We start from the raw sequence: 23,842 nt of genomic DNA on the forward strand, positions 1-23,842 counted from the left end.
GTTGTTCGTTCCCGTCACCGTAAAATAGGCCATAATGTTCCCCCCAAGAGCTGCAATAGAAACTATACACAGGTACGAGCATACCCCTCCCAAACAGCCCGCTATGCTCCTGTTCCTATGCCTTGTGATAAAAATCAAAAAATCTCATCCAAGACATTGTCAATCTTTAAACTATCCTAAATAATATAAGATTGATTAAAATCTGCATGATCCATGATTTATGCGATTTATCTTACTTTGAAGGCTCCGCCATGCGGACGCACAGGGTCAGGCGATTCAGCAACGATCACCGACCAAGGTGAGGTAGCAGCGTGCAGTTTTCCATTCTCAGCGCTCCCCCCCGTTATCACTTGGTCCGCGGCCAAGGCATTATGCAGAGGCTCCTTAAGTGAATATCCCCATGGTCGGCTGCAACAACCCATTGAACCCTCTCGCCGCTGAATCCACCTGGTCATCATATTTGCCAAACGGGAAGAGACGGCATTCATCGATGAACGGAGTGTTCCAGGCGCCCTTGTGCAGCAGCACGTTTCCGGCATTGATCTGGCTGGCCAGCGGCGTGGCCCGCGTGACCTTGTCCCCTGATTCAGGGCTGAAGTGCACGTTGTGGCCGGCCAGCAGCTTGGCAAATGCCAGTACCTGGGACTTGCCGGCCTGGCCCGGGTCCTGCGGCAGACTCTGCTTGAGCAAGCGGCCATCGGAAACAGCAGTGTTTTGGATGAGCTGGTCGCGCAGGTTGGTCTCGAACTGCTCGCGCCTCATGTCGGCAATGATGTAGCGGCCATCGGCCAGCCGGCCCACCTTGGCCCCGGCCGTGTAATCACCATCGCCAGAGGCGCCCAAGTCCCAGCCTCTGCACCACTCCACCACGCCTGCAGGGATGGCTTCCACGATGGGCATCAGGTCCGGCTTGATCACACCGCCTTCTGGAGGGGCTGGCAGTTGCCGGTACTGCCCGGCAAACACATAGGGGTTGGCCTTTTCCATGCGCCGCAGCTCGTCGGCGCTGTGTTTTTCGGGCCAGAGCGGTTCCTCATCGTCGCCGACCCAAGCCGACAGGCGCAGCTGCTCCCACACCTCGCCGTTGCCGCCCGCCACCGGCGGCCCGTTGCCATCCTTACCACGGTCGCCCAGCAGCCAGCCGGCCAGGTCGTCCTCGTGCAGGCGCTGCATGATCAGGATGATGGGCGTATCCGGGCTGTTCTTGCGGCTCTCCAGCGTGTTCTGAAACCAGTCGATCACGCCCTTGCGGATGGTGTCTGACTTGGCCTCATCCGCCTTGTGTGGGTCATCGATGATGATGGCCCCGCCGAAGCCCTCACGGTGTTTGCCTGCACCAAAGCCGGTAATCGTGCCGCCCGTGCCCGTGGCATACATCACGCCGCCGGCGGTGGTCTTCCAGTGCGAGCCGGCATCCGTGGCCAGTTGCACCTGCGGAAAGATCTCGGCATAGGCCTCGTGCTGCACCACGCTGCGCACCAGAATGCTGTTGCTGACCGCCAGCGGCGTGCTGTAGCTGCAATGGATGAACTCCGCATCGGGCACCTTGCCCAGGGCCCAGGCAATGAAGTTCACCACCGCTAGTTCGGTTTTTGAGTAGCGCGGCGGCATCATGATGATCAGCCGCCTGCACTCACCCCTGAACACGCGCATCAACGCATTGCAGATCAAGGCGTGATGCCGTGCACGGCGCCAAAGGTAGCCCTTGCGCTGCAAAAACATCCAGCGCGAAAACGAATACAGGTCTTCGCGCGCCCAGCCAATGGCTGCCAGACGCTCTGCCGCGCTAAAACTTGGCCTGGACACTTTGCACCGCGTCCTTGAGCTGCTGTGGAGTCACGTTCGCAGCCATGAGGCCGTGCGAATCTTCGCTGCTCAACTCCTTAATTGCTTCTTTATTGGCCGCCAGCAAATTCAGCGCAATGCTCGCGCTGTCGTTGGCCAATTTGGTGAGCACGGCCACGCCCTTCATGGCATCGACGCTCTCGGGCTTAAGCGGGTCTGCATCATCCACCTTCGCAACTTCGGAGTTGGCCAGGGCACTGAGCCGGTGTGCCGTCTGCGCGCCATACTGCGCCGCGCTGGCCAGGTTGTCGCTGATGGCGCGCAACTTGGACGCTAAGTTAACGGCAATGATTTGTTCGGAAATCGGCAGACTTGCGAGTGACTGCTCCGCTTGAACCACTTGATCTGCCACGCAATGGATGGTTTCTGCGCGTTTCGAAACTCGCATGCTGATCGAGGTTTTGGAGATGCCGTATTCGCGAGACAGATCCGCGGCCCTCTCCCCGGCGACCAGCCTTGCGGTGATCTCGGCCCACTGTTTCTCGGTCAGTTTTGAGGGTCGTCCCATGTCCTGCTATTCCTCATCCTGAAAGTCTGCTTGGGCGCTCGGGGCACGATCTGGCGCGCACGTCGCTGGCGCTCCTTCTCCAGGCCCTCGGCCGTATCGGCAAACCGCACCCGCAGACAACGCACCACCCCGCACTCGCGTGTGACCACCCTCACCTCCCGGCTGCAACCCCTACCTGTGCGCGCCTTGCGCTGCTTGAGCCCCGAGGCAGCCAGGTCAAACACCGATGTAGGCCCCTTGAGCGGCGGCACAGAACAATCCTGCGCACGCACAATGCTATGGACGATGGGCGGGTCCAGCAGCGCTTCAACCGCATCGTCGCGCACCTCCTCCAGGGTGGAAGAGCACTCAACAGGCTCACACAGCAGTTCAACGCGTTCCATGGCTTTCTCCTCTGCCGGGGTGATGCGTGAAATGCTATGGACGTATCACTTTCCCATGCCCTACTGCGCATTGAAAGGTTCCGAGGAAGACGCCGCCTGCAGCGGAGTGATGGACACCACCAGCCGCCCGCCTTCCACCGGCATGCCACGTTCCGCCGTAATGCGGCGCACCCACCTGTCGTCCTCGATGACCACGCCCTTGAGCGCGTCCAGCAGTACCTTCTGGGCGTTATCCAGGTCGATGCACTGCACCGAGTCATCCCAGGCGTCGGGGTCGCCCTGCATGCGGCGCTGCGCGTCCTGCGGGCAATGGGGGTGCAGCGTGTAGGCAATGGCAACGCGCCCCGCTATCGGCTGGCGCACCCCTGCAGCCTTGGCCAGCCAGCCCACATGCTGCTTGAAAGCCTTTGCCTCCGCACTCACATAGGTCATGGCCACCCGGCTGCAGCCCTTGCGGATCACGCGGGTCTTCCAGTACCTGTTGGCACTGATGGGGTACGGAAGGGTCAGCGTGATCATGGGTTCTTAGCTCCTGCGTTGTGCGGATGAATGTGGCTCAGGGCGCTTTCCTTTTCATGCCAATTGCTCCTGCTCGGTGGACGTATGGGCCAGCAGGTACATCGCCTGCTCCGGCAGCGTGGAGATACGCGTCTTGCCTGCAGCGCTACCGTTTGTCAGCACGGCCATGGCACGCTCACGATTGCCCACCAGCGCGGGGCGGGGCAATGCCAGTCCCCGGCTCGCGAACTCGTGATCCGGAGACCGATCGCCGGGCAGGCGGCGCTGGTACTCGAACTGGCCGCTGTCGCTGTAGGCGCGATGTGCGAGCTGAAAGCGGTGCTGCAGGTACGACAGCTCCTTGAGCTCCGTGCGGCACACCTTGGGCCAGCCACCCAGGTCCTCGATCACGGCATGAATCGCCGGGTCGTCAAAGACCACATCGCTGTAGGCCCCCACGGCACTCATGGCCTCGTGCACCTTGCCCCAGGCGATGGCCGCGCGGTCGGTGGTAGTGCCCTGCAGAACCCGGGCGATATCAGCCACCTTCGGCGCAAACTGCCCATGCTCCGGGTCGATGCAGTGGCGCTGCACGGCCTGGCGGATCTGCTCCATCTCGAAACCCTGACAGGCGTTCCACCACAGCTCCAGCACAAAACGGCTGGCATCGAGGCGGTAGTAGGCCAGCACGTCGGTGATGAGCTGTGCGAAAAGGGGGCGGTCAGACAGCTGCATGCCCTGCTCCTTCGGCAGCCCAGGCGTCGGCCACACTGCGATTGCGCCGCTCCAGCGCCTCCTGGCGATTCGGCGTGACGGGTCCGGCGCGAATGCCCGAGCCAGGTGGCGGCAGCGCCGCGGCCAACCACTCCAGCGGCTGCAGCGGCTTGGCCTTGGCGCACTCTCGCAGCTTGTCGATCAAAGCCTCATCGCCATGGGCCTTGCGCAGCCCGCCGAGGAACGAGCGCCCTTGCCGCTCCGACGTTCCGGCGTTGATTAGCAGGGATAACCCGTAGCCAAAAATGATTTCGGCCGGGTCCGGCCGTTTCGGCGGCTCGCCGCCCGTAGCGATAGCTACGGAATTATTTATTGGTGTTGGTGTTGGTGTTGGTAGCTCAACGCCCGTTGAGCGTTCGTTAAGCGTTCGCTCAGCGGGCGTTGAGCTAGTCTTGTTTGCCTTTGCCTGACGCGCTGCAACGGATGCTTCTGCAGAAGCCCTGGCCTTAGCCTGCTTATCCCGCATGCGCAGGATTTCCTGATCGGCACGGGTATTGATCCAGCCATCGCTCGTCTGCGTGAAGAACTCACGCAGTACAGCCTCAACCTCGACCACGTTGGCACGCATGCGAATCAGGCGAGCCACCTCCGCAGGTTCCTTTGGCAATGGACACTCACGCAAGTAGTACTGGTCCAGCATGCGGCGATAGGCGAGATCTTCCAATGGCTCAAGGTGAGCCGTGTGGGCTGCGTAGTCCCCCAGATGAAATGGGAAGTAGTTCATGGCCGCACGCCTTGAACAAATGCGTAACGGGAAAGTGATGAGAGAGTCATCGACGCCTCCGAAATGCAACGATCCGGCCTTGCTGCTTCCTGATGCGATAGCGCTCTGCCAGGGTCTGCTGCGCCAACTGAGTGGCCGCCTGTTGACGGGTAAGTCCATGCGCTTTGGCATAGGCATCGAGTGCAGCAACTTCTCGTTCGGAGAGATCGAGTGGCTGCCCGGTTTGGGGTGGTGCTGGCACTTGAGTTCATTCCGCGTTACGTGAAAGTTGATGACGCGACGCGCCCGCGTCACGGGTGTGGGGCTCGCATTTCGGCAGCCTCAGCCGCAGAATCGGAGCGATGCAAACGCGCCAGTCCCTCCAGGACCAACTCCCGCAAGAACACCGATTTCTGCATGCCGTTGAACTCCGCCATGGCCTCGGCCAGCCTGTTTTCAGCATCATTCAGAGACAGATTCACGCGGTTCTTGCGGATATGGGCGGGGTCGGCATACATGACTCAAGCCTCCTCAATGTGGTTCTTGGCAATCAACGAGAAAAAGACGCCCACCCTTCTCCGGGCTACCATGGGAGCTCCTACACAACCATTTCCGGAGAGGGTGGACAGGAAAATGGACTGGACAGCTATCGGAGGCATCACTGCTTCAATTTCCGCTGCGCGCGACATCGCCAAGGGCATGAGTGCTCTGCGCGACTCGACACTGATCAACGAACGCACTTCTGCGCTGCTCGATCAGCTGCTCAAAGCCCAAGAGGGATTGCTTGCTCACAACACTGCTCTTCTTCAGCTCCAAGGCGAACACTTCGAAGCCTGTGAGAAAGTGCGGAAGCTTGAAGAATCCGCTCGTGAACGGGGTCGCTACTCTCTCGTCGAAGTCACCCCTGGCAACTTGGCGTATCGAGTGAATCTCACTCAAGGTCAAAACGGGGACAGCGAGCCAAGATCTACGGAGCCTCTCCACTATTTGTGTCAACCATGCTTCGACAATGGAAGGAAGGTTGCACTTAATTATCGGAACCTTCACATCCGGGGCGAGGTCTGGGGGTGCAGCGTCTGCGGTGCGGAGATAGATTGACATCACAGAACCTCCCCGGATGCGCGCTTCCGGTCAAGGGCTTGGAAGTAATCGAGCAATGGCTGTACTGTCATGACGCGCGGATTTTCTCTGCTGCCATAAAAGAACTTTCGAATAAAGCTGACCTTCACGCCGGTTTCAGCAGCGAGCTGCTCGAAGCCAGCTGTACCAACCTCAGTCAACTTCTCGAGCAGATAAACAGTAATGGGAGTGCTCATGGGTATCTCCAAAAACCGATTTCAGTACAACTCTAACATACCGATTTCGGTACATCAAGAACAAAAAATGCAGCCTATGCGCAGCTCTATCAATCAAATGTTGGCCAGCAACGTGGCCGTGCTATCAAAAGGAAAGTCCATCGGAGGTCTTCGTCAAGAGATGAAGGCCGCAGGTTTTGACATTGGTCAGGGCACGCTTCAACGGATACTGGCAGGAGAGACCGGCATACGCATGGAGTCCCTTCAGAAGGTCGCGGACTACTTCAGCGTTGACCTGGACACACTACTTCGCGGTCATCTCAATGACGAGCAGGAATTCACGGCTGTATCGCGCTTAAGTGTTAGTGGAGATGCAATCCCAGGACGAACGAACGGAGTCGTTGAGATGGTCAGCTCACTTCAGTTCAGGCGGGATTTCCTGCGCGCTGTTGGCGTCAGTCCCGCGAATGCGGCCGTGGTGACTATGGCTGGAACAAGCATGGAGCCGACTATTCGCGATGGTGCCATCTTGCTATTAAATCGAGCTGAGAAGGAGCCACACAATGGAAGCATCTACGCCTTCTCATGGGCAGGAGAAATGCTGGTGAAACGCTTCCAAAAGGTGAACGATAGATGGCGCGCGGTCTCCGACAACGCAGATAAGGAAGAGCATCCTGACATCGTCATGGAGGCGCAGCCTGACGGCCTAATTCAGGGTCGCGCTATATGGATGGGCGCTAGGCTATAGCGACCTTCTACGAGCTAACGCTGTCATCAGTGCACTTGTGCGAGCCATCGCATTGATAGACATCAAGAAAAATATTCCCACCCATACCGATATCGGTATTGACCGATAGTACCGATATCGGTACATTATCAGCCAACGCAGCAACAAACGCGATAAGACCCAAGGGGTAGCGATCCGTCCCCTGAACTGACTCGATGCAAGAGGAAGGTCCAGCTCTTTATAGAGCGCAGCGGTTGCAGCGCCACCGGCCAGATGGTCAACCGGCGTCGAAAGATGGAAAGGGTTCAGCCACAAGGTGGAATCGGCCACCTGCCCAGGGAGCCATGAAGGGGTCCGCCTGACTCCGCGAAGTAAAGGCAAACCGTTGGAAGCCGGGAAGCCGGGAGTAGCCAACAACCAACCACAGCGCCCTGCTCCAGGACGCTGTGGCTGAGTCAAAAACCAATGCTGATTGTCATCACTGCGATGGGACCGCCTTAGAGTTGGCAGAATGCTGGGCATTTTTGGCAAGCTTGAGATAGTGCGCCGCCATCGACCGCAGTTCTTCTTCATCCAGATCTTCGATGCACATCATCTGATTGTTGGCAGACTTGGTGGCCTTCAACAGTTCATCGAGCTTTAAGTGCAGCGCTACGCTGTCCTTGCTTTGGCTTTGCTGGATGAGGAACACCATCAAAAAAGTGACTACCGAGGTGCCAGTGTTGATGATCAGCTGCCAATTTTCGGAATACTTGAACACCGGCCCCACCAGCGCCCAAATGATGACACCGCCGAGTGCGCTACCAAAAGCTATCGGTGTACCCACCCAACTGGTGACGTGGTTGGCGAAATGATCAAAGTTCGCGAGAAGTCCCGAGTGCTTGGATTTGGAGTCGCTCGTCACTTCTGAGGTGACATCGGGAGTTGCCGATGCCGTGGCGCACGAAGATTTGATGTTTTGCATATTGAACCTTTTCCGCTGATTTCGTTCAGGACGCAGCTTATGAAGGCTGCGCCGGGCCAAGGGTCCAGGACGTATGCCATCCACGACCATCAGATCACTGGCGGGTCGGTCTCACGTTCAACGTGGCGGTGTTTGCCAATGGCTTTGAAGAAGTCCTCGAAGTCCGACTCCGACGAGCCGACCAGCAGTCCCGGATCTGGCTGACCGTCCGGCAGCATCGATGGGATTTGAGCTACCAGCATGAGTGCGGAAGAAGCGGGCATGACAAGGATGGGTTTGCAGTGCCTGTATTGATCTTTGATGAACTCGATCGTGTGGCCGTTGGCAGCCAAGCGCTGCACACCGGCAGTTCCGTCAGGCAAGGCCAAGGCATCAAACAGAAAGCCAGGCTCGTTCTCTAGGGAGGCGTCTGCATTGATTTCAACCCCGTCGTCCGTAAAAACAGGCCCAATATGTGGGGCCACAAATCTCGGAACCGCACCTCTGGCAAAGAGTGCCTCATGAAGTGCTACGGCACTTGCTCCAATGACTCCATCTGCCACAAGAATCGCCACCTTTCTGGCCATTATTTGCACCTCTCCGGGTCGGGCAAACAGTGACAGCCCAGGCGACTGGTCCACTTCAGGTGCTGCAGGAGAGGTAAGAGCCAAGGGCATGGGCTCCGGCATCTCTTGAATCCCGAGGCCTTGCGCGACCTGGAGCGCGAGTTCTTCCGATACATTGCGCAGGGAGGAAACCATGCGCTCGCGGATGGCGGGCACGGTCACCTTGCTCAGCTCAAAACGAAATGCTGCTGAGATGTGTGCTTGCTCGACGGCAGTCTGGCTGTCGAAGAACAGTTTTGCCTGTGTGTAGTGGTCAGCAAACTTTTCAGGTTTCGCTCGAACCTTCCCTTGGGCCTCGTTGGCCTGAATCCGAGCCGGCACCGACACAAAGCCCTGAGCAGCTCCCGCCTGAAACGGGCAGCCTCCGCCCAGAGAATTTGGCTCATAGGCAACCTTGCCCCGATGGATTGCCTGGCGGTGCATGCCGTCGCGCTGATTGTTATGCACTTGTGTCAGGGGCGCATTGATGGGGATCTCGTGGAAGTTTGGACCTCCGAGGCGCGAGATCTGTGTGTCCACGTATGAGTGAATACGACCCGCCAGAAGCGGATCATTCGAGAAATCGATGCCTGGCACCACATGAGCGGTGCAGAAAGCTACCTGCTCGGTCTCTGCAAAGAAGTTGTCGGGATTGCGATTGAGAACCATGCGACCGATGGGGCGTACCGGGACCAATTCCTCAGGAATGATCTTCGTAGAGTCGAGAATGTCGAAGCTGAATCCTTCTGCATCCTCCTCGGAGAAAACCTGCACGCCCAGCTCAAACTCGGGAAAGGCGCCCGATTCGATGCGCTCCCACAAATCACGCCGGTTGTAGTCTGGATCTGCACCCGAGATCTTGACGGCCTCATCCCAGACCAGAGAGTGGGTTCCCGCCTTCGGAGACCAATGAAACTTGACGAAGACGGATTGCCCCTGCGCGTTGACGAAGCGGAACGTATGCACACCAAAACCCTGCATGGTGGCAAAGCTGCGCGGTATGGCGCGATCGGACATCAACCACATCAACATGTGGGTGGATTCGGGCATCAAAGAAACAAAATCCCAGAAGGTGTCATGAGCGCTGGCAGCCTGGGGCATCTGGTGATGAGGCTCCGGCTTCACTGCATGAACCAGATCCGGAAACTTCATGGCATCCTGAATGAAGAACACGGGCATGTTGTTACCAACAAGATCCCAGTTGCCTTCGTCCGTGTAGAACTTCACGGCGAATCCGCGCACATCGCGCGCGGTATCCTTCGATCCTCGCTCGCCCTGCACTGTCGAAAAGCGCACGAAGACTGGAGTGATCTTGCCCGCTGCCTGAAAAGGCGCTGCACGGGTTAATTCGCTCAGAGAGGCATAGCATTCGAAATATCCGTGAGCACCCGAGCCTCGGGCATGGACGATCCGCTCAGGGATGCGCTCATGGTCAAAGTGTGTGATCTTTTCGCGCAGTATGAAATCTTCCAGCAGCACCGGCCCACGCTCTCCATATTTGAGAGAGTTTTGGTTGTCGCCGATGGCCACACCCTGGTTCGTCGTGAGCGTTTGCCCTTCCGAATCGACACGTACATGATCGAGCGTGCCTATGGTGGCGTTGACCCCTGCAAATGCTCCGGTCCCGGTCTTTGACGAAGCTTCCGATTCCGTGAGGGTACTTGCAGAAGGAAGCCGGGAAGTGGGCGCTGTATGTGCACCGGCAGCTGGAAACAAGCCACTGTCAAAACCATGTTCTCCCGCCTTGGTCGGGTTGTAAGGCCTGGCCGCTGCGAGATCCTGAGTCTGCCGAGCCTTCAAGGAATGGAGATCAACCCCTTCAGTACTGGAAGGACCGCTATCGGTATTGCGGGCTGGAGCAGCCTTGGTCGTTTTGAGGGTGGAAGCTGGTTTGTTGGCTTTGGGCATGACACACCTTTGCATCGAGGAGTAAATGGCAATGGACCCGACTGCCAATCCCTGAAGCATCCGCAAGTGCTCAAAGACTCTTTCCCACTCAAGCATGACTCAAGCCGAAAGAAGGGCAGTCGGGCAACGCTTGTGCTGGCAAATTTCGTGCCCGCGATATGCCGCAGCGATGTCGGAAAGGGAAATCTCAAGCCTCGAACAGTGATAGGCATCTAAATTGCCGCAGACGAGTCCCCCATTCATCAGGAGTCTGCAATGAAGGTTACCAACCGACTTCAATGCCGCGGCATTCGTTCGACCAGCTTGGTGCTCGCTGCCGCACTACTGGGTTTACCTCTGGCTGCCAACGCTCAACAGCCCGGCAACAATGCAGCTACCGAAGCGGCACCAAAGAACGAAACTCGCAAGTCCAAGGAGCAGCTATCCGCGCAGGAAGTTGCCTTCATGAAGCAAGCGGCGCAAAACAATCAAGCGGAGATCGAAAGCAGCCAGTTGGCTACGAAAAAGGCATCGCAAGCCCAGGTGAAGGCATTCGCCACGAAGATGGTCGAAGACCATAGCAAGACGGGAAAAGAGTTGGAAAGCTTGGCTGCAGCAAAAGACGTGACGCTACCAAAGCTGCCTTCGGCTGAGCAAACGGACAAGCTCAAGCTTCTCGAAGCTGCTCAAGGAGAAACCTTTGACCGGCTCTACAGCGAGAGCATGGGCGTGCGCGCTCACGTTGAAACTGTTGATCTATTTCGCAAAGCAAGCCAACAGGTTCAGGATCCGCAACTCAAATCCTTTGTCACGTCGACGCTGCCCACACTGGAACATCATCTAAAGATGGCGCGCGACCTCCAGGCAGCAAAGTCTAAGTAACCGGGACGCCAAGGCAATCAGGAAGGCAGTACCGTGAAGCCATCATCGTGCTCAGACGAATGAAAAAGATACGGCAAGAAGCTCCTGATTGCCCCCCATTCCAACGATCTCGGAGGTGCACTCAGTTGGATAGGGCTGGCACGCAGATTGCCTCATGAGCTTGCCGGAGATTTTTTCGGTTCATCTTTAAGGAGTTGATCATGACGCAGCAAAACCAAAACAATGCCAACCAACAAAACCAAAACAATGCGAATCAGCAAAATGCATCCACAGCTCAGGAGGAACAAATGAAGGGCGGCTCTCAGAACCAGCAGAATGCGAACAATCAGCAGAACAACCAGCAAAACCAACAGAACCAGCAAAACAACCAGCAAAACCAGCAGAACAATCAACAGCAACAGCAAGGGGGCCAGGGCTCACAGAATGCTCAGCAAAACCAGGGCAACAAGCAAGGAAATCAAGGGAACGACGCCAGTCAAAAGAAGTGAGCAAGCTTTGAAAAGCTTGCTCAACACTCACTGACATCGATTACGGCTTGGCATTTGCCGAGCCGTTTTTCATGGCCCCAAGGAGAATGGAATGTCTGACTCGTTCGTTCCTGAGGATATCTTTTTAGAAAGCGTCATCTCCGATCTCCATATCTCGCCCAATGACGCGGTGCTTTGCTCAGTAAAAAAAGCTGACCAGGATCGAGATAGCTACTCGTCATGTATATGGTTGCTTTCGACCATGGAACCCGGCACACCCCGACAGCTGACATGGGGAGCATCAATGGACTCAGCCCCGCGCTGGTCCCCGGACGCCAAACAGATCGCTTACCTGTCCGATAAACAAAATCCTGGCGTTGCACAAATCTATCTGCTTGCGTGCAATGGCGGAGAACCTCGCCAGTTGACGCACTTGTCTCGCGGTGCATCCGAGATCCGATGGAGGCCCGACGGTAAAAAGCTGTTGGCAATTGGCACCACCACAGTGGATCCAGATCAGCGCGAGCAAGGTTGTGATCGCCACGATGGTGCTTGTCACAATGCTCCCGACCCGAACGCTCCTCAACTATGCTGGAGGCTTCCCTACAAGCTCGATGGAAGTGGCTACCTGCTCAACAGTCGTAGCCATCTTTTCATCGTTGATAGCGAGGACGGGACGGCGACGCAGTTGACCTCGGGCGATTACAACGTGCAAAGCGCAGCTTGGAGTCCTGATGGGAGCTGTATCTGCATCTCACGCACGCGCCAAAAGGACAAGGAATACCATCGCACGGACATTTGGCTGCTTAAGGTCGAAGATGGGGTACTCAGCTCTTGCGAACAACTGTCGTTCGAGCAAAGCAATAGTTCGTCGCCGAGTTGGTCCCCCGACGGCCGATGGATAGTTTTCATGGGCTCGCACGCTGAAGGCGATGCCCAAATGCGTCTTTGGCTTATCGATGTCCAGACAAAGACGGTCGCGGGCCTGGGGCCCGTTTCCTTGGAGGTTCTGGCAGGCGACCTTTGCTGGTCAAGAGACTCACGCTCCATCGGCTTTATTCGCGTCCACAAGGGACTGCAGTGTGCGGCTCTCATTAGCGTTCCGGATGGGAATCTCACGATGGTCGCCGGCGGAAATCGACACTTAAGCTCCATGGTCCTTGGTGAGGGATTCGTCTATATCGGTGAAAGTGCACATGAACCGCAGGAGATCTACTTCAAGAAATCGGCCGAGGGTGACGAGCAAAAAATCAGCAACTTCAATGATTGGTGGGACGATAAAACGCCCCTGACCAGCAACTTCCGCAGCTTTGATGTTCCGGACGGCAGCGGCAAGAATGAGCGCATTGATGCCTGGGTGTTGACGTCGGCGACGCAACCTGGCTCAGCAAAGAATGGAAAGAAGCCTCTGCTGGTGGACTTCCACGGTGGCCCGGCAAGCTATGCAGATCTCAAATTCTCCACACATCCCTATTGGCAACTGCTCGCTTCCCAGGGGTGGATCGTCATTGCGGCGAACGCCGTCGGCTCAAGCAGCTACGGTAGAGAATTCTCAGACCGCCTGCGCGGGAAGTGGGGCGAACTGGACTGGCCGCAACATCTTGCCATCGTCAACCAACTGCAGAGTGAGGGACTGGCCAGCGAGCATGTGGCCGTGTGTGGCACATCCTACGGCGGCTTCTTGGCGGCCTATTGCATTGCGAGAAATCACCAACTCAGCGCAGCAGTGATATGCGCACCGGTCGCCAACATCGAATCTCACTTCGGCACCTCTGACACGGGCTATTACTCGGATGCCTATGCCATGGATACCAGCCGGAAGGATTTTCGAAGTATCGTCAATAAGCTCTCGCCAGCCTTCACCATCGACAAGGCGAAAACGCCGACATTGTTTTTGCAGGGCGCCAATGACGAGCGCTGCCCGCGAGCCCAGACAGAGGAGCTCTTTGTCAAGCTCGCATATCTGGGGACGGCCAAAACCGAGATGGTTCTCTATCCGGGCGCGGGTCATTCATTTTCCGTTTCGGGCAAACCAAGCCACCGCATTGATGCACTGCAAAGGATCGCCCAATGGCTTGATGCCTCTGTGAACACGGACATACCATCAGAAGCGGATGTACCTCCGGACCCCGATGCTTGAGCCGCAGGCAATGCCAAGCCAAAGCGCTGATATCGAGCACCGGCAGTCGAGGCCCTGAACAGACATCACCCATTTTTGCATTTCCGTGCGTATTGATTGCCTGCTTTTCCTCGGGCAAAATTCGAGCCGCCAACCTGTTTTGCCGGGCCTGGGTATCAAACACTCCTTTCGCTTGCTCACTTTGCCCAGGCATGACCCAATAGGTCGCCGGCTTTTTATTTCAGCCCGCAGCAACTGCTTGCGGGCTTGTTTTTTCGGCCCCCTAGCTTCCATACGCGAGCTGAGTCATACAGAGCTTTGATGATCTAAAGCAAGCAGGTGCTGGCAACTTGGGGGCAAGCTATATCAGCATTGACTGCGTGAACAGCTTTGCGCAGACTTTCACCGCTTACGCCGGGCCTGGGAGCCTCCTCCTTCTCGACCTGACCATTTCCCAGGCATGCCTAGAAAGGCAACCGGCTCTTTTTTCAAGCCCGCAGCCACCGCTCGCGGGCTTTCTTACTTAGAAATCAGGATGCACTCATAGTTGATGGCGGGCATGGATTTGCGAGTGTTGCTTGCGATGCCCTCTCGCTCACGCTGCTTTCCCACTAGTGCGATTGCGCGCTCCGCGAGCTTATTTCCAGCAGTCTCACACGACTGCTTAGAAGTGAAGCCACTAATAGTCGACAAGGACATGTCACGCACCTCTCCAGGTACGCCGCTCAGCAAGTTGAGCGAGAGCATCAAGATCCATTCCATCATTTGTTTCCTCCGGGACTAATGCTGCTCTGGCTCACTATAAGTTCCGCGGTCAGACCTGGACGAAGCATTCTCATACTGGTCCTGGCCAAATTCGTAATGCAGCCTTCAACAAAATTTCTCCGCGAATCGCAATAGCAGACTCATCCCAATTGGTGACGCGTAGCAGTTCACGGTTCAAGTGTAAGTTTGAATGCTCGAACACAGCCTCGCGCTTCGCTTCAAACCCATGGTTTTGAAGTGCACGATTCACGCCGTAATGAACCAATGTGAGGTTTCCAATACGGGGAACTGCATTTTGACGATCCAGAATGGCTTTCGTTTTCTCGTCCACGCCTTCGGTCGCATACCTTAGATGATCAGCTGCCCGAGCCTCATCGACAGATACCTCCGCCCCATCCACTAGCGGCCAATAAGAGTACCAAGACTGCGGAAGGATGTGATCGATATCCAAAGAGTCCAATGCAAGAGGTATAGGCTCTTCGGTCTTCTCAGTACGAAGTTCGGTTTCCAAACGATGGAACATTGCCCTTAGCTTCGGGGCGTCCAAGCGACCAGGATATGCGTCGCCATCGAGCCACTGCCGCCGAAACTCTTCGTCGGTAGGCCAGCGTGAGGCATCTCCAGACAGAGCAGCTAGAGCCATTCTGAGGGAGGCCGCACTGAAGTCGGACTCAATCAATTTTCGAAGCTGCTGCGCAAATACCTTGTTGTAGTTTTTGCGAGATAGTCCACACACAGCGCGTCGTACCAAGTACGACTCAATGACTTCGAAGATTTCTAGCTGCTCAACTGCGGACAACGTCGAAGTAGCGACGCGAAGTGCAAGTGCATGTGCCGGTGATGCATCCCATACTGCAATACGACGTCCAAAAGTGGCGATGGGTGAATTGCCTGAACCCATAACCATCGCTTTGTAGTGCTCCCCGTATCGATTGAGCATCTCCAATTGTGCGCTTGCACCATGAAGACCAGAGGCTCCATCAACAAAGCGCCGATAGCCCGCATACAAACGGCCTACGTCAATCTCCTCACCCGTCTGGGCTTGCACGGCGGTTTGAACAAACCACTCAAGTCGAGGTCGGTTCAGACGCCCTCTTGATTGCGCCTCAGACCAGATTGGCCCCTCAAATTGGCTCCAAAGAGTGCTGTATAGATCGTCAGCATTTGACCCGGCACGCATAAAAATGAAGTTGCGGATCAAGTCAGTCGCATGCAACTCAGCCCCATGGCCATTGAGGGTCTCGAATATCACTTGCGCATCGTCTTCGTCGCCCAGTGAGATACAAACGATGGACAGATCTTTAAGCACCGCCGAAGCCAGCGCCATCGAGCGCTCTGTGACGTTACCCTCAGCAGAGTCGTTCACCCACTCGACCATTTGCTCATGGAAGAAAACGATAGCTTCCAGCGCTGGAGGATGTACGACTCCGATCTTCCGCAAGCTACCACTTTGAGTGAAGCTGTCTGGAAAGCGCAGCCGCAATTCTTCAATAGAGCCAGCCGTCATAGCTTGTTCATACTGGCCTCTGTCTCGAAACGTTGGCCACAACTTGAATCGCTCGACCGCAACTTCCTCCATTGTTTCGGGATTGGCGTTATTGAGGCACGCCTGGATGAGTGGTAGCAGTCTTTCGCCATCGACCGAGCGCAATGCATGGACTAGTGCCGTCAGCACATACTGCAAGGTTGTTAGCCGCTGTTGACCGTCAATGATGTGATGCCTCTCGACACCTAACAAACCAGTTTTTTTCTGGGGCTCGAGAACTACCGCCCCCATGAAATGTGGAAAAATCCTGCCTCCCTGCAGGCGCGCGTCCGCTTTATCTCGAATATCCTCCCATAACCTACCCCACTGGTCCTCACGATTCCACACATAAGGTCGTTGGTAGAACGGAACACGATATTGCCGTCTGTCCTGAAAGATTTGCTCTACGTTGAAATTTCTCGAATCCATTTTGAGGCCTATCTCGACACTTTCTTTATTTCACCGCTGATACAACGGCGTCGACGCAGGACCTGCGCCTGGCAAAAAAGCTTCCGAATTGCGCCCTAGCGACGCCTTCTCGTCACTTTGGGCTTACCGCCAGTGTTGCTAGCTTTTTTGGCATAAGCACTGACGACTTGGGAATGCCAGGCTACAAAAGCACCAAAAAAGAGACCGAAAACCAGCCATGTGATAGCTGCAACCGGAGAAAAAGCTGAAAGCAGGCAGAGAACAGAGATGTAAAGGCATACAAGGGCCAACACAAACATCAACGAGGAAATTAACAGCCATGGAGTTTTCTTCGAGTGCGCTACCCCCTTGACTCTCCAAAAAGCATTGGTATCACTCAACTGCCACAAAGCGAGCCAGATCGGAATAGCTGCGGCAGCAAATCCAGTCGATGCGTGGTGAAGCATCTCTGGATTTCGACCTGCCACTTGAACGGCGACCAGCAACACCGCCAGTGAGGCACCCGCCCCCCCTAAACACAAGGGCTGATTTTCCTCCCAGCTCTTTACATCAATGTGATCAGTGACTGGCGAAAGAGCTTCACCGACATTTTTTGGCAGTTGAGTAGTCATCCACTTAATGTAACCATTAGTTACTCAATCATTGCCCGCAATTGCGGGCTTTTTTATTGGAGGCAGCCATGAACGCACGAGTACCGGTTTATGCAGGCCCGACCTGTAATCCGCACGCCGACGCCGAAGCCTGGGAGGACGAGCAGGAAGCCGCAGCGGCCCTGCACGCAGAGGCCGAGCGACAAGCTCCTCTGATCGTCCTGGCCGCCCTGCAAGGCATTGCCAAGCCCTGCGACTGGTTCAAAGACATCGTGTTTGCGAACCGTGGCTGGTCAGCCGATGAAATCCTGCATGAAGGTGTTGCCAGCGACGACTCCACCGCAGATGCTTATGCGGAGCTGATGGTCTGCCCTGGCCCCAAAAGCATGCTCCAGCTCAAGCAGCGCATGGCCGACTGGTTTGGAGCCCAGCATGCTTTTTCGATCTATGCGGCGCACATGGAATCACTGCAATGAGCCCGCCCATCCAGATCCAGCGCCTTGCACGCCGACGCAAGCCCGCCCTCAAGCGGGCTTTGCTGTTTCTGGGCCTGCTGCTTGTGCTGGCATGTATCGCCATCGGCGGCTGGTGGGCTGTGCGTGGCGGGGCCGGCGTTGCCCTCACTGCGCAAGACATCAAGCGCGCTGCTGTCGGCGCATGGCTGTGCCCTGGCAGGCATGCCGAATGGCTGAGCTCGCAGACCGTGCAGTGCCTGAAGGAAAAGCCATGAACGAAGCCATCGCCCTGCTCTTCATCGCTGCCGCTTTTGCCGCCCTGGCCTGGAAGCCATAAGGCGTTCCCCCTCTGTATCCCCGTCCACCCAAGGAGGTTTTTATGAATTCACGCATCGACCTTCCCCCGTTCATCGTGCACTACAGCTCCCAGGGCACGGATGAATGGAAACGGGCGCGCGCCGGCGTCATCACCGCCAGCATGTTCGCCACCGCTCGCGAGCGCGTGGGCGGGCTGACGCAGCAGCAGACCGAGTTGGTGGCCGCTCTGCGCGCCGGCATGGCAATCGATGCCGCCGCCGCCAAGGCCGGCTACAAGACCAAGCCCAGGCTCACAGAGACCGTTCAGCGTGCCATCGATGGTCTGCCCATTGGCGACTACTCCGAGGCCGCCAAAAACTATGCCTTTCGACTGGCGGTCGAGCGCATCAGCGGCGAGCCCTTGGATGAAGGCTTCGAGACCTGGGCCATGAAGCGCGGTCATGAACTGGAGCCCCTGGCACGCGCCGCGCATGAGCAGCATGCCGGTTTGACGGTCGAGCCCTGCGGCTTTGTGACCACCGCCGACAACGTCTTCGGGGCCAGTGCCGACGGCCTGATCGATGCCGTGGGCGGCGCCGAATACAAATGCCTTGTCGACCCCATGCGCTTGCGCAAGGCCCTGGTCGACAACGACATCGGCGAGTTCATGGACCAGGTCCAGGGCGGCATGTGGATCACGGGCCGGCAGTGGTGGGACTTTTGCATCTACTGCCCGGCCCTGAGCGCCATCGGCCGCGACTTCACGCGCTGGCGCGTGCCCCGGGACGACGACTACATCAACACCATGGAAGCCGAGCTGCTGGAGTTCAAGCAGCTGGTGGACCACAACGAGGCTGCCCTGCGCGGCCAAACTCAGGAGATCGCAGCATGACCACCCAAATTCCACAAGCTGCCGCCGTCAACGGCGCCGCACAGCCCACTCCGAAGGATGCGATTGCCTATCACTTGAAAAAGCGCAGCACTGAAATCGCCAAGATGCTGCCCAAGCACCTGAACGCCGAGCGCCTGCTGAAAGTGGCACAGATCGCGGCCACCTCCACCCCGGGTCTGGTCAAGTGCGATGTCGCCAGTCTGGTAGGAGCCATCGGCCAATGCGCCCAGATGGGGCTGGAGCCCAATACGGTGCTGGGCCATGCCTACCTGGTGCCGTTCAACACCAAGCGCAAGGACGGTAATGGCAACGAGCGCTGGGTCAACAGCGTTCAGGTCATCATTGGCTACAAGGGCCTGATCGATCTGGCGCGGCGAAGCGGCCAGATCGTGAGCATTGCAGCCCACGAGGTCTGCGAGAACGATCACTTCGACTTGGTCTATGGCCTGGATGAAAAGCTCGAACATCGCCCGGCCTTGGGCGAGCGCGGCGAGGTCATTGGCTTCTACGCCGTGGCCAAGCTCAAGGATGGAGGCTACTGCTTCGAATTCATGAGCCGCAAGCAGGTCGAGCAGATCCGCGAGGGCAGCCAGGCGGCCTATAAAGACGAATGGGTGGGCGGTCGCAAGACGGGCAACCGTATTCCGATGTCGGGCCCCTGGTGGGATCACTTTATCGAGATGGGCCGCAAAACGGTCATTCGTCGCTTGGCCAAATACCTGCCGCTGTCCGTGGAGTTCCAGACCGCTGCCGCCCTGGACGGCCTGGCCGAGGCTGGCAAGGACCAGCACCTTGATGCCGGAACCATCATCGACGGCGAGTTCGCCATGGTCCCGGAAGACATGCAGCAAGATGCTGCCGAGCCAACGCCGGACCCGGGCCCGAATGAAGATGGCGTGATCGACGTGCCCGCCAGCAGCCCAGCGCCAGCACCACCGCAAGCTGGTTCCCAAAGCCAGATCAGCTACACGCCGACCCAGGTGCTGGACCTGCTGCTGCGCGCCAGGACGCTGGAAAAGCTGGATGAGGCCGCGGATCTGATCATGCATGTCGATAGCCGCGAAGAGCGCCAAACGCTCTCGGCCAAGTACGACGCCTTGCGCGAGGAAATCGAGCATTCATAGCCGGGGCAGACGACAACAGCCCCCTACCACCCTGAGGGCCTTGGCCAGAGAAGGTAACCACGGTACGACCCGGGCCACGGCGCTCAGCGAGGCTTTGAAGCATCTACAGCAGGATCGCTTTTGGGCAGCGGCGCTTGCATTGCAGGTCCTGGCAGTGGTTGCTGAACACCCTCAACAGCTGAAGGCAATGTGTCCAACTTGGGCTTTGGGGGTTCGTACTTGCAGGCACTCACGGCGCTTACCGCCATCAGCAATCCGACAGCACTTAGAGATTTCATGATCGTACGCGCTTGGACTCAGCCATTGAGCGCTACTTTGCTCACCATGGCTGAGCGGGGGAAAGAAGCCCGCACACGGCGGGCTTCTGCTCTTGCCCAACCGCTCAGAAAGTTGAACACCTCCTGGCGGCTGGATCGGTTACTCAATGAGCAACCTATTTGAAGAGCTATGCGTCATTTTGGGCAAGGTAAGCCTCAGCACTCCATCGGTGTACTTGGCCTTGGCCTGCGCAGAGTCCACTACAGAAGGCAGTGTGAAGCCTCGCGAAACCGCTCCGTAGTAGCGCTCACTGCGAATCAGGCGACCGTTATCGCGCTGCTCGTCTTTTTGCTCGACCTCGGCTCGGATTTGCACCGTTGCCCCCTCCACGGACACGCTGATCTTGTCCTTGGAGACACCAGGCATCTCTGCATGCACCACGAAGTCGGCGTCGTTTTCCTGGACGTCGATCTTGATGTCGGAGGCCGCTGGCAGCGACTCACCATGCAGCGGGCGCACAAAAAAGCCAGACGCTACATCTTTGAAAAGATCATCGAACAAACTTCCACGGGTGATCAGAGAGTTCATTTTTTGCTCCTTTGAAAAAGTACATCCGGTCAAGTTCTCGCGATGTCGACCTTGCCGTACCGAGCACTTATGAGCCGCCACGAACTTTTCAAGAGTCGAAATTGGGCCGAATTCGAGGTCAAAAGTGCTTGTCGACACTAAGTTGATCTATCTCAAATTCTCGGTATTTGAGCTCTGCATGGAAGCACCCGCACTTTCCATGCCTTCCATGTAGGTCCTCCTTTGATTCAGAAATCGGGCAGGACCAGGGGAGCAATGTAGAAGCATTTCCATGCACTTTGGAATTGCCTACCGAGGGACGAATCAAATGACATAGATCAAAAGTCAATCGTCGCAATGACTTGCAACATTCCGTGTCGATCTATATGAACAAGGGTAAGGCCGGATGGCCATGCACTTATGAGCAGTGCAGCGGATTGTTTCGAATTCGATCAGGGAGGCTCTGACCTGATGACTGGAATCAACGAACTACTCCTGGTTCTGGCACCACCTTTAGCAATACTGTTCCTCTCAGCCGTACTGATCGGCGCTTGGCTTGTCCATCGATCTCAGCGCTTTCTGCTGTGGCAAGCATGCGCCTATACGCTCACGGCTCTGGCTCTTGGTGCCCAGACGCTCTTCCCCTTCGAGGTACTCAATCGCTTTGCATTGCTTATCGGCAGTTTTTACCTCCTGAGCGCCTGGTGCCTTGGCAATAGTTGGGCACAGCGATGGCGCATTTCGCCCCAACCCCAACTCGCATCGTGGATCGCCATCGTCGCCTTGATCTCGCTATATCACTTCTGCTGGGTTGACGCGAATGAGTGGGGCCAGTTGAGCTCCATCAGCCTCGGCTGCAGTCTTGTTTTACTGCTGCCCATACTGCGGGCTCGTACCAAGACGAACGCATTTGACTGGCTGGATAAATCACTGCTTTGGCTCAGCATCATCCTCGCCATCTTCACGCTCACTCAACCAGTTTTTATGTGGATGCAGGATTACTCAGATCTCCGATTACCGCTCATGCCTCTGTCTTGGACTCTGACTTTGGTGAGCGCTCACGGTTTCGCGCTTCTCTTCACTTTTGTGATGAGCGCCATTGCCGCGAAGCAAGCATGGGACGAGCTGAGCAAGGAACGCAACGTTGATGGACTGACCCAGTTACCAAATCGGTGCTCGTTTCGACAACAAGCCCACAAACGCATTGAAGACTCAAGGTACTTCCCCCTGGCGATGGTTGTCTGCGCCATAGACCACTTCAAACAAATCAACGATAGCTTGGGACATAAGCGGGGCGATAAAGTGCTGCAGTTCATCTCGGCGACTTTGCAAGAACATGCGCGCGAGCGCGACCTTGTAGCCCGGTTTGACGGTGAAAAGTTTGCGATGCTGCTGACTGAAATCACCCAGAAGGAAGCGAAGCAGATAGCCCATCGAATCCGGCGCGACCTTGCAACCCAAAACACTGTTCTTCCGGCCGGCTATCAGGCAACCATGAGCTTCGGGATTGCAACCTTCGCCAAATCCACCAAGTTCGAGCAAGCAATGACAGAAGCAGAACAACTGCTTTGTCAGGCAAAGAACGCGGGGCGCGATCAGATCCGGGTATCTGGAGCGGACTACCCAGATCCCTCTCGGGATATCAATACGCAGCGCAACAAGCAAGCAACTTAAGAACAACAGCAGCTTTAAGCTCCCTGGCAACAGCAGCAGTTCACTTAGCCAGTACCAGCCCGCCTATGAGCGGGCTTCTTACTTTCCGCAGACCTGTGCAAGCAATCAGCATTTGCGCAGGTGCATACGGCTTTGCCCACTACCAACACAGCACAAGTCGATCAATGATCAAAGAGGAAGGGCCACATCATGAACACGCACTTCGCACTACTCGCCATCTATGGCGATGTGAACATCCCGCTGGAGAAATGCTGCACGGAGTTCTTCGGACTGAGCCGCAAAAAAGCGGCCGAAGCCGCGAACAAACAGGCATTGCCGGTGCCTGCTTACCGCCTGGGGTCCAACAAGAGCCAGTGGTTTATGGATGCGAGCAAGCTCGCTGCGTACATCGACCAGAAGAAGGTTCAGGCCGAGCAGGAGTGGATATCTGTGAGGTGCTGACTTGTACGGATGAGCAGTGAGCGCAGAGCACATCACGCTACCCCAACTCGGGTACATCTGCTGGATCGAGGTGGGTGTAGATCTTCAAAGAAGTCCAAGACTCGTGCAGGGAAAACTGCGCGACCTGCTCAATGCTGTAGCCTCTTTCAAACAGCCTGCTGATTGCTTCATGTCGCAGATCATGGAACCGCAGATCCGGGATGTTCAGAAGCTTGCATGCTCGCGTAAAACTGGAGCCTATGCTTCGATGGTTGTAGGGAAAGACCAGCTCACCTGTCTGCCCTGACTCCATTCGGCGTCTGATCAGCTCCAGTGCAGGCTCCAGCATCCGAAAACAGCGCCGGTTGCCGGTCTTGAGCTTGGGATGCTTCACATCATCCAGCCAGCCCACGCGGCTTTCGAAGTCCACATCGGCAACCTTGAGCGTGGTGATCTCTTCCTGGCGCCGCGTGGTCAGCAGCGCAAACTCAAAGATCTGCAGCATGGGAATCGAGGCGCGAGTCTCCTGCTTGGCAAAGTACGCCCGCAGCGCAGCCTCTTCCTCTGCCCTCAGACGGCGTATGCGCCGGCGTGGCTTGGAGATGATCTTCAGCCGCAGCAGCTCCTGCTTGGCAGCGTCCAGCTCCTGCACCAGCTTGTGCATGCCATAGCGCGCCACGGCCCCCAGGCAGGCCTGTCGCAGCCAGACAATGTCGTTGAGCACGGTGGCCGGACCTGCATCCTCTTCGGTGCGCCGCCACCTGGCATACTCGATGAAGTCGATGGCACGCAGATGCCGGGCATCCCGGTGCGCCAGCTTGGCCTTCCGCAAACGGGTGATGTCTGCCGTCTTGGACCGCCCCCATGCCACGATGCCTTTTGCATCGCTGACATAATCCTCAAGTATCTGTTTTAGAGTGATGTGGCCCTTGATCGGCTCCCCGCTGGCAGTTGCCTTCTCTATTTCGAACTCACGTCGACGGATCCACTCCTGCGCCAAAGCTCGCCTGGTGAAGGTCTTGGACTCGCCATGAAGGTACTCATTTCCCTGCCGTACACGGACCTGCGCACGAAATGAGATCGAGCCATCCGCTCTCTTGCGTTGAGTGATAGTTCCCATACAAGGCACCATGAATTTCGTGGTGCCTCAATGTAGCACTGAGAGTGGCGCCTATAGGCAAAATCAGGCACCACACCACGGATATTCAAG

At 56.7% G+C, this 23,842-nt stretch carries 26 protein-coding genes; 12 read left to right on the forward strand and 14 right to left on the reverse strand.

Features of this window, described 5'->3' with window-relative positions; all coding sequences use genetic code 11:
* Nucleotides 1-384: 384 nt before the first annotated feature.
* The 6 genes from terL to DJFAAGMI_RS06535 are packed head-to-tail and all read right to left on the reverse strand — an operon-like array spanning nucleotide 385 to nucleotide 4,732.
* Nucleotides 385-1,806, reverse strand: coding sequence for a phage terminase large subunit (gene terL / locus DJFAAGMI_RS06510; RefSeq protein ID WP_211456407.1), 1,422 nt, complete (start codon nucleotides 1,804-1,806; stop codon nucleotides 385-387).
* The gene (locus DJFAAGMI_RS06515; RefSeq protein WP_211456408.1) at nucleotides 1,787-2,353 is read right to left on the reverse strand and encodes a helix-turn-helix domain-containing protein; all 567 of its coding nucleotides are present in this window, start codon (nucleotides 2,351-2,353) and stop codon (nucleotides 1,787-1,789) included. The genes terL and DJFAAGMI_RS06515 overlap by 20 nt, the downstream gene beginning before the upstream one ends.
* Nucleotides 2,332-2,736: a hypothetical protein gene (locus DJFAAGMI_RS06520; protein ID WP_211456409.1), complete on the reverse strand. Its 405-nt coding sequence runs from the start codon at nucleotides 2,734-2,736 to the stop codon at nucleotides 2,332-2,334. The genes DJFAAGMI_RS06515 and DJFAAGMI_RS06520 overlap by 22 nt, the downstream gene beginning before the upstream one ends.
* A gap of 60 nt (nucleotides 2,737-2,796) precedes the next feature.
* On the reverse strand, nucleotides 2,797-3,255 hold the full coding sequence (locus DJFAAGMI_RS06525; protein WP_211456410.1) for a RusA family crossover junction endodeoxyribonuclease: 459 nt from the start codon (nucleotides 3,253-3,255) through the stop codon (nucleotides 2,797-2,799).
* A 54-nt stretch (nucleotides 3,256-3,309) separates the two neighbouring features.
* The gene (locus DJFAAGMI_RS06530; protein WP_211456411.1) at nucleotides 3,310-3,969 is read right to left on the reverse strand and encodes a DUF6475 domain-containing protein; all 660 of its coding nucleotides are present in this window, start codon (nucleotides 3,967-3,969) and stop codon (nucleotides 3,310-3,312) included.
* The gene (locus DJFAAGMI_RS06535; protein ID WP_211456412.1) at nucleotides 3,956-4,732 is read right to left on the reverse strand and encodes a YdaU family protein; all 777 of its coding nucleotides are present in this window, start codon (nucleotides 4,730-4,732) and stop codon (nucleotides 3,956-3,958) included. The genes DJFAAGMI_RS06530 and DJFAAGMI_RS06535 overlap by 14 nt, the downstream gene beginning before the upstream one ends.
* Between DJFAAGMI_RS06535 and DJFAAGMI_RS06540 the strand changes: the two genes are divergently transcribed.
* The gene (locus DJFAAGMI_RS06540) at nucleotides 4,731-4,997 is read left to right on the forward strand and encodes a hypothetical protein (protein WP_211456413.1); all 267 of its coding nucleotides are present in this window, start codon (nucleotides 4,731-4,733) and stop codon (nucleotides 4,995-4,997) included. The genes DJFAAGMI_RS06535 and DJFAAGMI_RS06540 overlap by 2 nt on opposite strands.
* Nucleotides 4,998-5,022: 25 nt before the next feature.
* Here the strand turns inward: DJFAAGMI_RS06540 and DJFAAGMI_RS06545 are convergent, their stop codons facing one another.
* Nucleotides 5,023-5,229, reverse strand: coding sequence for a hypothetical protein (locus DJFAAGMI_RS06545; protein ID WP_211456414.1), 207 nt, complete (start codon nucleotides 5,227-5,229; stop codon nucleotides 5,023-5,025).
* Here DJFAAGMI_RS06545 and DJFAAGMI_RS06550 point away from each other — a divergent pair.
* Nucleotides 5,228-5,809, forward strand: a complete 582-nt coding sequence (locus DJFAAGMI_RS06550) for a hypothetical protein (RefSeq protein WP_211456415.1) — start codon at nucleotides 5,228-5,230, stop codon at nucleotides 5,807-5,809. The genes DJFAAGMI_RS06545 and DJFAAGMI_RS06550 overlap by 2 nt on opposite strands.
* Before the next feature lie 2 nt (nucleotides 5,810-5,811).
* Here DJFAAGMI_RS06550 and DJFAAGMI_RS06555 read toward each other — a convergent pair whose 3' ends face one another.
* Nucleotides 5,812-6,027: a hypothetical protein gene (locus DJFAAGMI_RS06555; RefSeq protein ID WP_211456416.1), complete on the reverse strand. Its 216-nt coding sequence runs from the start codon at nucleotides 6,025-6,027 to the stop codon at nucleotides 5,812-5,814.
* Between DJFAAGMI_RS06555 and DJFAAGMI_RS06560 the strand changes: the two genes are divergently transcribed.
* A complete protein-coding gene (locus DJFAAGMI_RS06560) occupies nucleotides 6,026-6,754 on the forward strand; it encodes a LexA family transcriptional regulator (RefSeq protein WP_249333865.1) in 729 nt (242 codons plus the stop codon). The genes DJFAAGMI_RS06555 and DJFAAGMI_RS06560 overlap by 2 nt on opposite strands.
* A 457-nt stretch (nucleotides 6,755-7,211) precedes the next feature.
* Here the strand turns inward: DJFAAGMI_RS06560 and DJFAAGMI_RS06565 are convergent, their stop codons facing one another.
* Together DJFAAGMI_RS06565 and DJFAAGMI_RS06570 are read right to left on the reverse strand one after the other, a co-directional pair.
* Complete coding sequence (locus DJFAAGMI_RS06565; RefSeq protein WP_211456417.1) at nucleotides 7,212-7,697, reverse strand: low affinity iron permease family protein; 486 nt, start codon at nucleotides 7,695-7,697, stop codon at nucleotides 7,212-7,214.
* A gap of 89 nt (nucleotides 7,698-7,786) precedes the next feature.
* Nucleotides 7,787-10,189 (reverse strand): catalase, encoded by a 2,403-nt coding sequence (locus DJFAAGMI_RS06570; RefSeq protein ID WP_211456418.1) that lies wholly within the window; start codon nucleotides 10,187-10,189, stop codon nucleotides 7,787-7,789.
* Nucleotides 10,190-10,444: 255 nt separating this feature from the next.
* Between DJFAAGMI_RS06570 and DJFAAGMI_RS06575 the strand changes: the two genes are divergently transcribed.
* The 3 genes from DJFAAGMI_RS06575 (at nucleotide 10,445) to DJFAAGMI_RS06585 (ending at nucleotide 13,657) form a co-directional block, all read left to right on the forward strand.
* A complete protein-coding gene (locus tag DJFAAGMI_RS06575; RefSeq protein ID WP_211456419.1) occupies nucleotides 10,445-11,050 on the forward strand; it encodes a DUF4142 domain-containing protein in 606 nt (201 codons plus the stop codon).
* Nucleotides 11,051-11,250: 200 nt separating this feature from the next.
* Nucleotides 11,251-11,538, forward strand: coding sequence for a hypothetical protein (locus DJFAAGMI_RS06580; protein ID WP_211456420.1), 288 nt, complete (start codon nucleotides 11,251-11,253; stop codon nucleotides 11,536-11,538).
* A gap of 91 nt (nucleotides 11,539-11,629) precedes the next feature.
* Nucleotides 11,630-13,657: a S9 family peptidase gene (locus DJFAAGMI_RS06585; protein WP_211456421.1), complete on the forward strand. Its 2,028-nt coding sequence runs from the start codon at nucleotides 11,630-11,632 to the stop codon at nucleotides 13,655-13,657.
* Nucleotides 13,658-14,471: 814 nt separating this feature from the next.
* Here DJFAAGMI_RS06585 and DJFAAGMI_RS06590 read toward each other — a convergent pair.
* Together DJFAAGMI_RS06590 and DJFAAGMI_RS06595 are read right to left on the reverse strand one after the other, a co-directional pair.
* Nucleotides 14,472-16,355: a DUF262 domain-containing protein gene (locus DJFAAGMI_RS06590; protein ID WP_211456422.1), complete on the reverse strand. Its 1,884-nt coding sequence runs from the start codon at nucleotides 16,353-16,355 to the stop codon at nucleotides 14,472-14,474.
* 95 nt (nucleotides 16,356-16,450) lie between these two features.
* Nucleotides 16,451-16,966, reverse strand: a complete 516-nt coding sequence (locus DJFAAGMI_RS06595) for a hypothetical protein (RefSeq protein ID WP_211456423.1) — start codon at nucleotides 16,964-16,966, stop codon at nucleotides 16,451-16,453.
* Nucleotides 16,967-17,034: 68 nt separating this feature from the next.
* Between DJFAAGMI_RS06595 and DJFAAGMI_RS06600 the strand changes: the two genes are divergently transcribed.
* The 4 genes from DJFAAGMI_RS06600 to DJFAAGMI_RS06615 all read left to right on the forward strand — a co-directional run bounded on the left by DJFAAGMI_RS06600 (nucleotide 17,035) and on the right by DJFAAGMI_RS06615 (nucleotide 19,713).
* Nucleotides 17,035-17,421, forward strand: coding sequence for a hypothetical protein (locus DJFAAGMI_RS06600; RefSeq protein WP_211456424.1), 387 nt, complete (start codon nucleotides 17,035-17,037; stop codon nucleotides 17,419-17,421).
* A complete protein-coding gene (locus DJFAAGMI_RS06605) occupies nucleotides 17,418-17,675 on the forward strand; it encodes a hypothetical protein (protein ID WP_211456425.1) in 258 nt (85 codons plus the stop codon). The genes DJFAAGMI_RS06600 and DJFAAGMI_RS06605 overlap by 4 nt, the downstream gene beginning before the upstream one ends.
* A 104-nt stretch (nucleotides 17,676-17,779) precedes the next feature.
* Nucleotides 17,780-18,589: a lambda exonuclease family protein gene (locus DJFAAGMI_RS06610; protein ID WP_211456426.1), complete on the forward strand. Its 810-nt coding sequence runs from the start codon at nucleotides 17,780-17,782 to the stop codon at nucleotides 18,587-18,589.
* Nucleotides 18,586-19,713 carry a recombinase RecT gene (locus tag DJFAAGMI_RS06615; protein WP_211456427.1) on the forward strand — a complete coding sequence of 376 codons (1,128 nt, stop codon included), beginning with the start codon at nucleotides 18,586-18,588 and terminating at the stop codon, nucleotides 19,711-19,713. The genes DJFAAGMI_RS06610 and DJFAAGMI_RS06615 overlap by 4 nt, the downstream gene beginning before the upstream one ends.
* A 417-nt stretch (nucleotides 19,714-20,130) precedes the next feature.
* On the opposite strand, the gene DJFAAGMI_RS06620 is transcribed toward DJFAAGMI_RS06615, so the two are convergent.
* A complete protein-coding gene (locus DJFAAGMI_RS06620; protein ID WP_211456428.1) occupies nucleotides 20,131-20,559 on the reverse strand; it encodes an Hsp20/alpha crystallin family protein in 429 nt (142 codons plus the stop codon).
* Nucleotides 20,560-21,009: 450 nt separating this feature from the next.
* Between DJFAAGMI_RS06620 and DJFAAGMI_RS06625 the strand changes: the two genes are divergently transcribed.
* Together DJFAAGMI_RS06625 and DJFAAGMI_RS06630 are read left to right on the forward strand one after the other, a co-directional pair.
* Nucleotides 21,010-22,212, forward strand: coding sequence for a GGDEF domain-containing protein (locus DJFAAGMI_RS06625; RefSeq protein WP_211456765.1), 1,203 nt, complete (start codon nucleotides 21,010-21,012; stop codon nucleotides 22,210-22,212).
* A gap of 189 nt (nucleotides 22,213-22,401) precedes the next feature.
* Nucleotides 22,402-22,653, forward strand: a complete 252-nt coding sequence (locus DJFAAGMI_RS06630; RefSeq protein ID WP_211456429.1) for a pyocin activator PrtN family protein — start codon at nucleotides 22,402-22,404, stop codon at nucleotides 22,651-22,653.
* A 37-nt stretch (nucleotides 22,654-22,690) separates the two neighbouring features.
* Here DJFAAGMI_RS06630 and DJFAAGMI_RS06635 read toward each other — a convergent pair whose 3' ends face one another.
* Nucleotides 22,691-23,752, reverse strand: coding sequence for a tyrosine-type recombinase/integrase (locus DJFAAGMI_RS06635; RefSeq protein WP_211456430.1), 1,062 nt, complete (start codon nucleotides 23,750-23,752; stop codon nucleotides 22,691-22,693).
* Nucleotides 23,753-23,842: the final 90 nt, after the last annotated feature.

Source organism: Comamonas brasiliensis (assembly GCF_018292285.1).
Lineage (GTDB): Bacteria > Pseudomonadota > Gammaproteobacteria > Burkholderiales > Burkholderiaceae_C > Comamonas > Comamonas brasiliensis.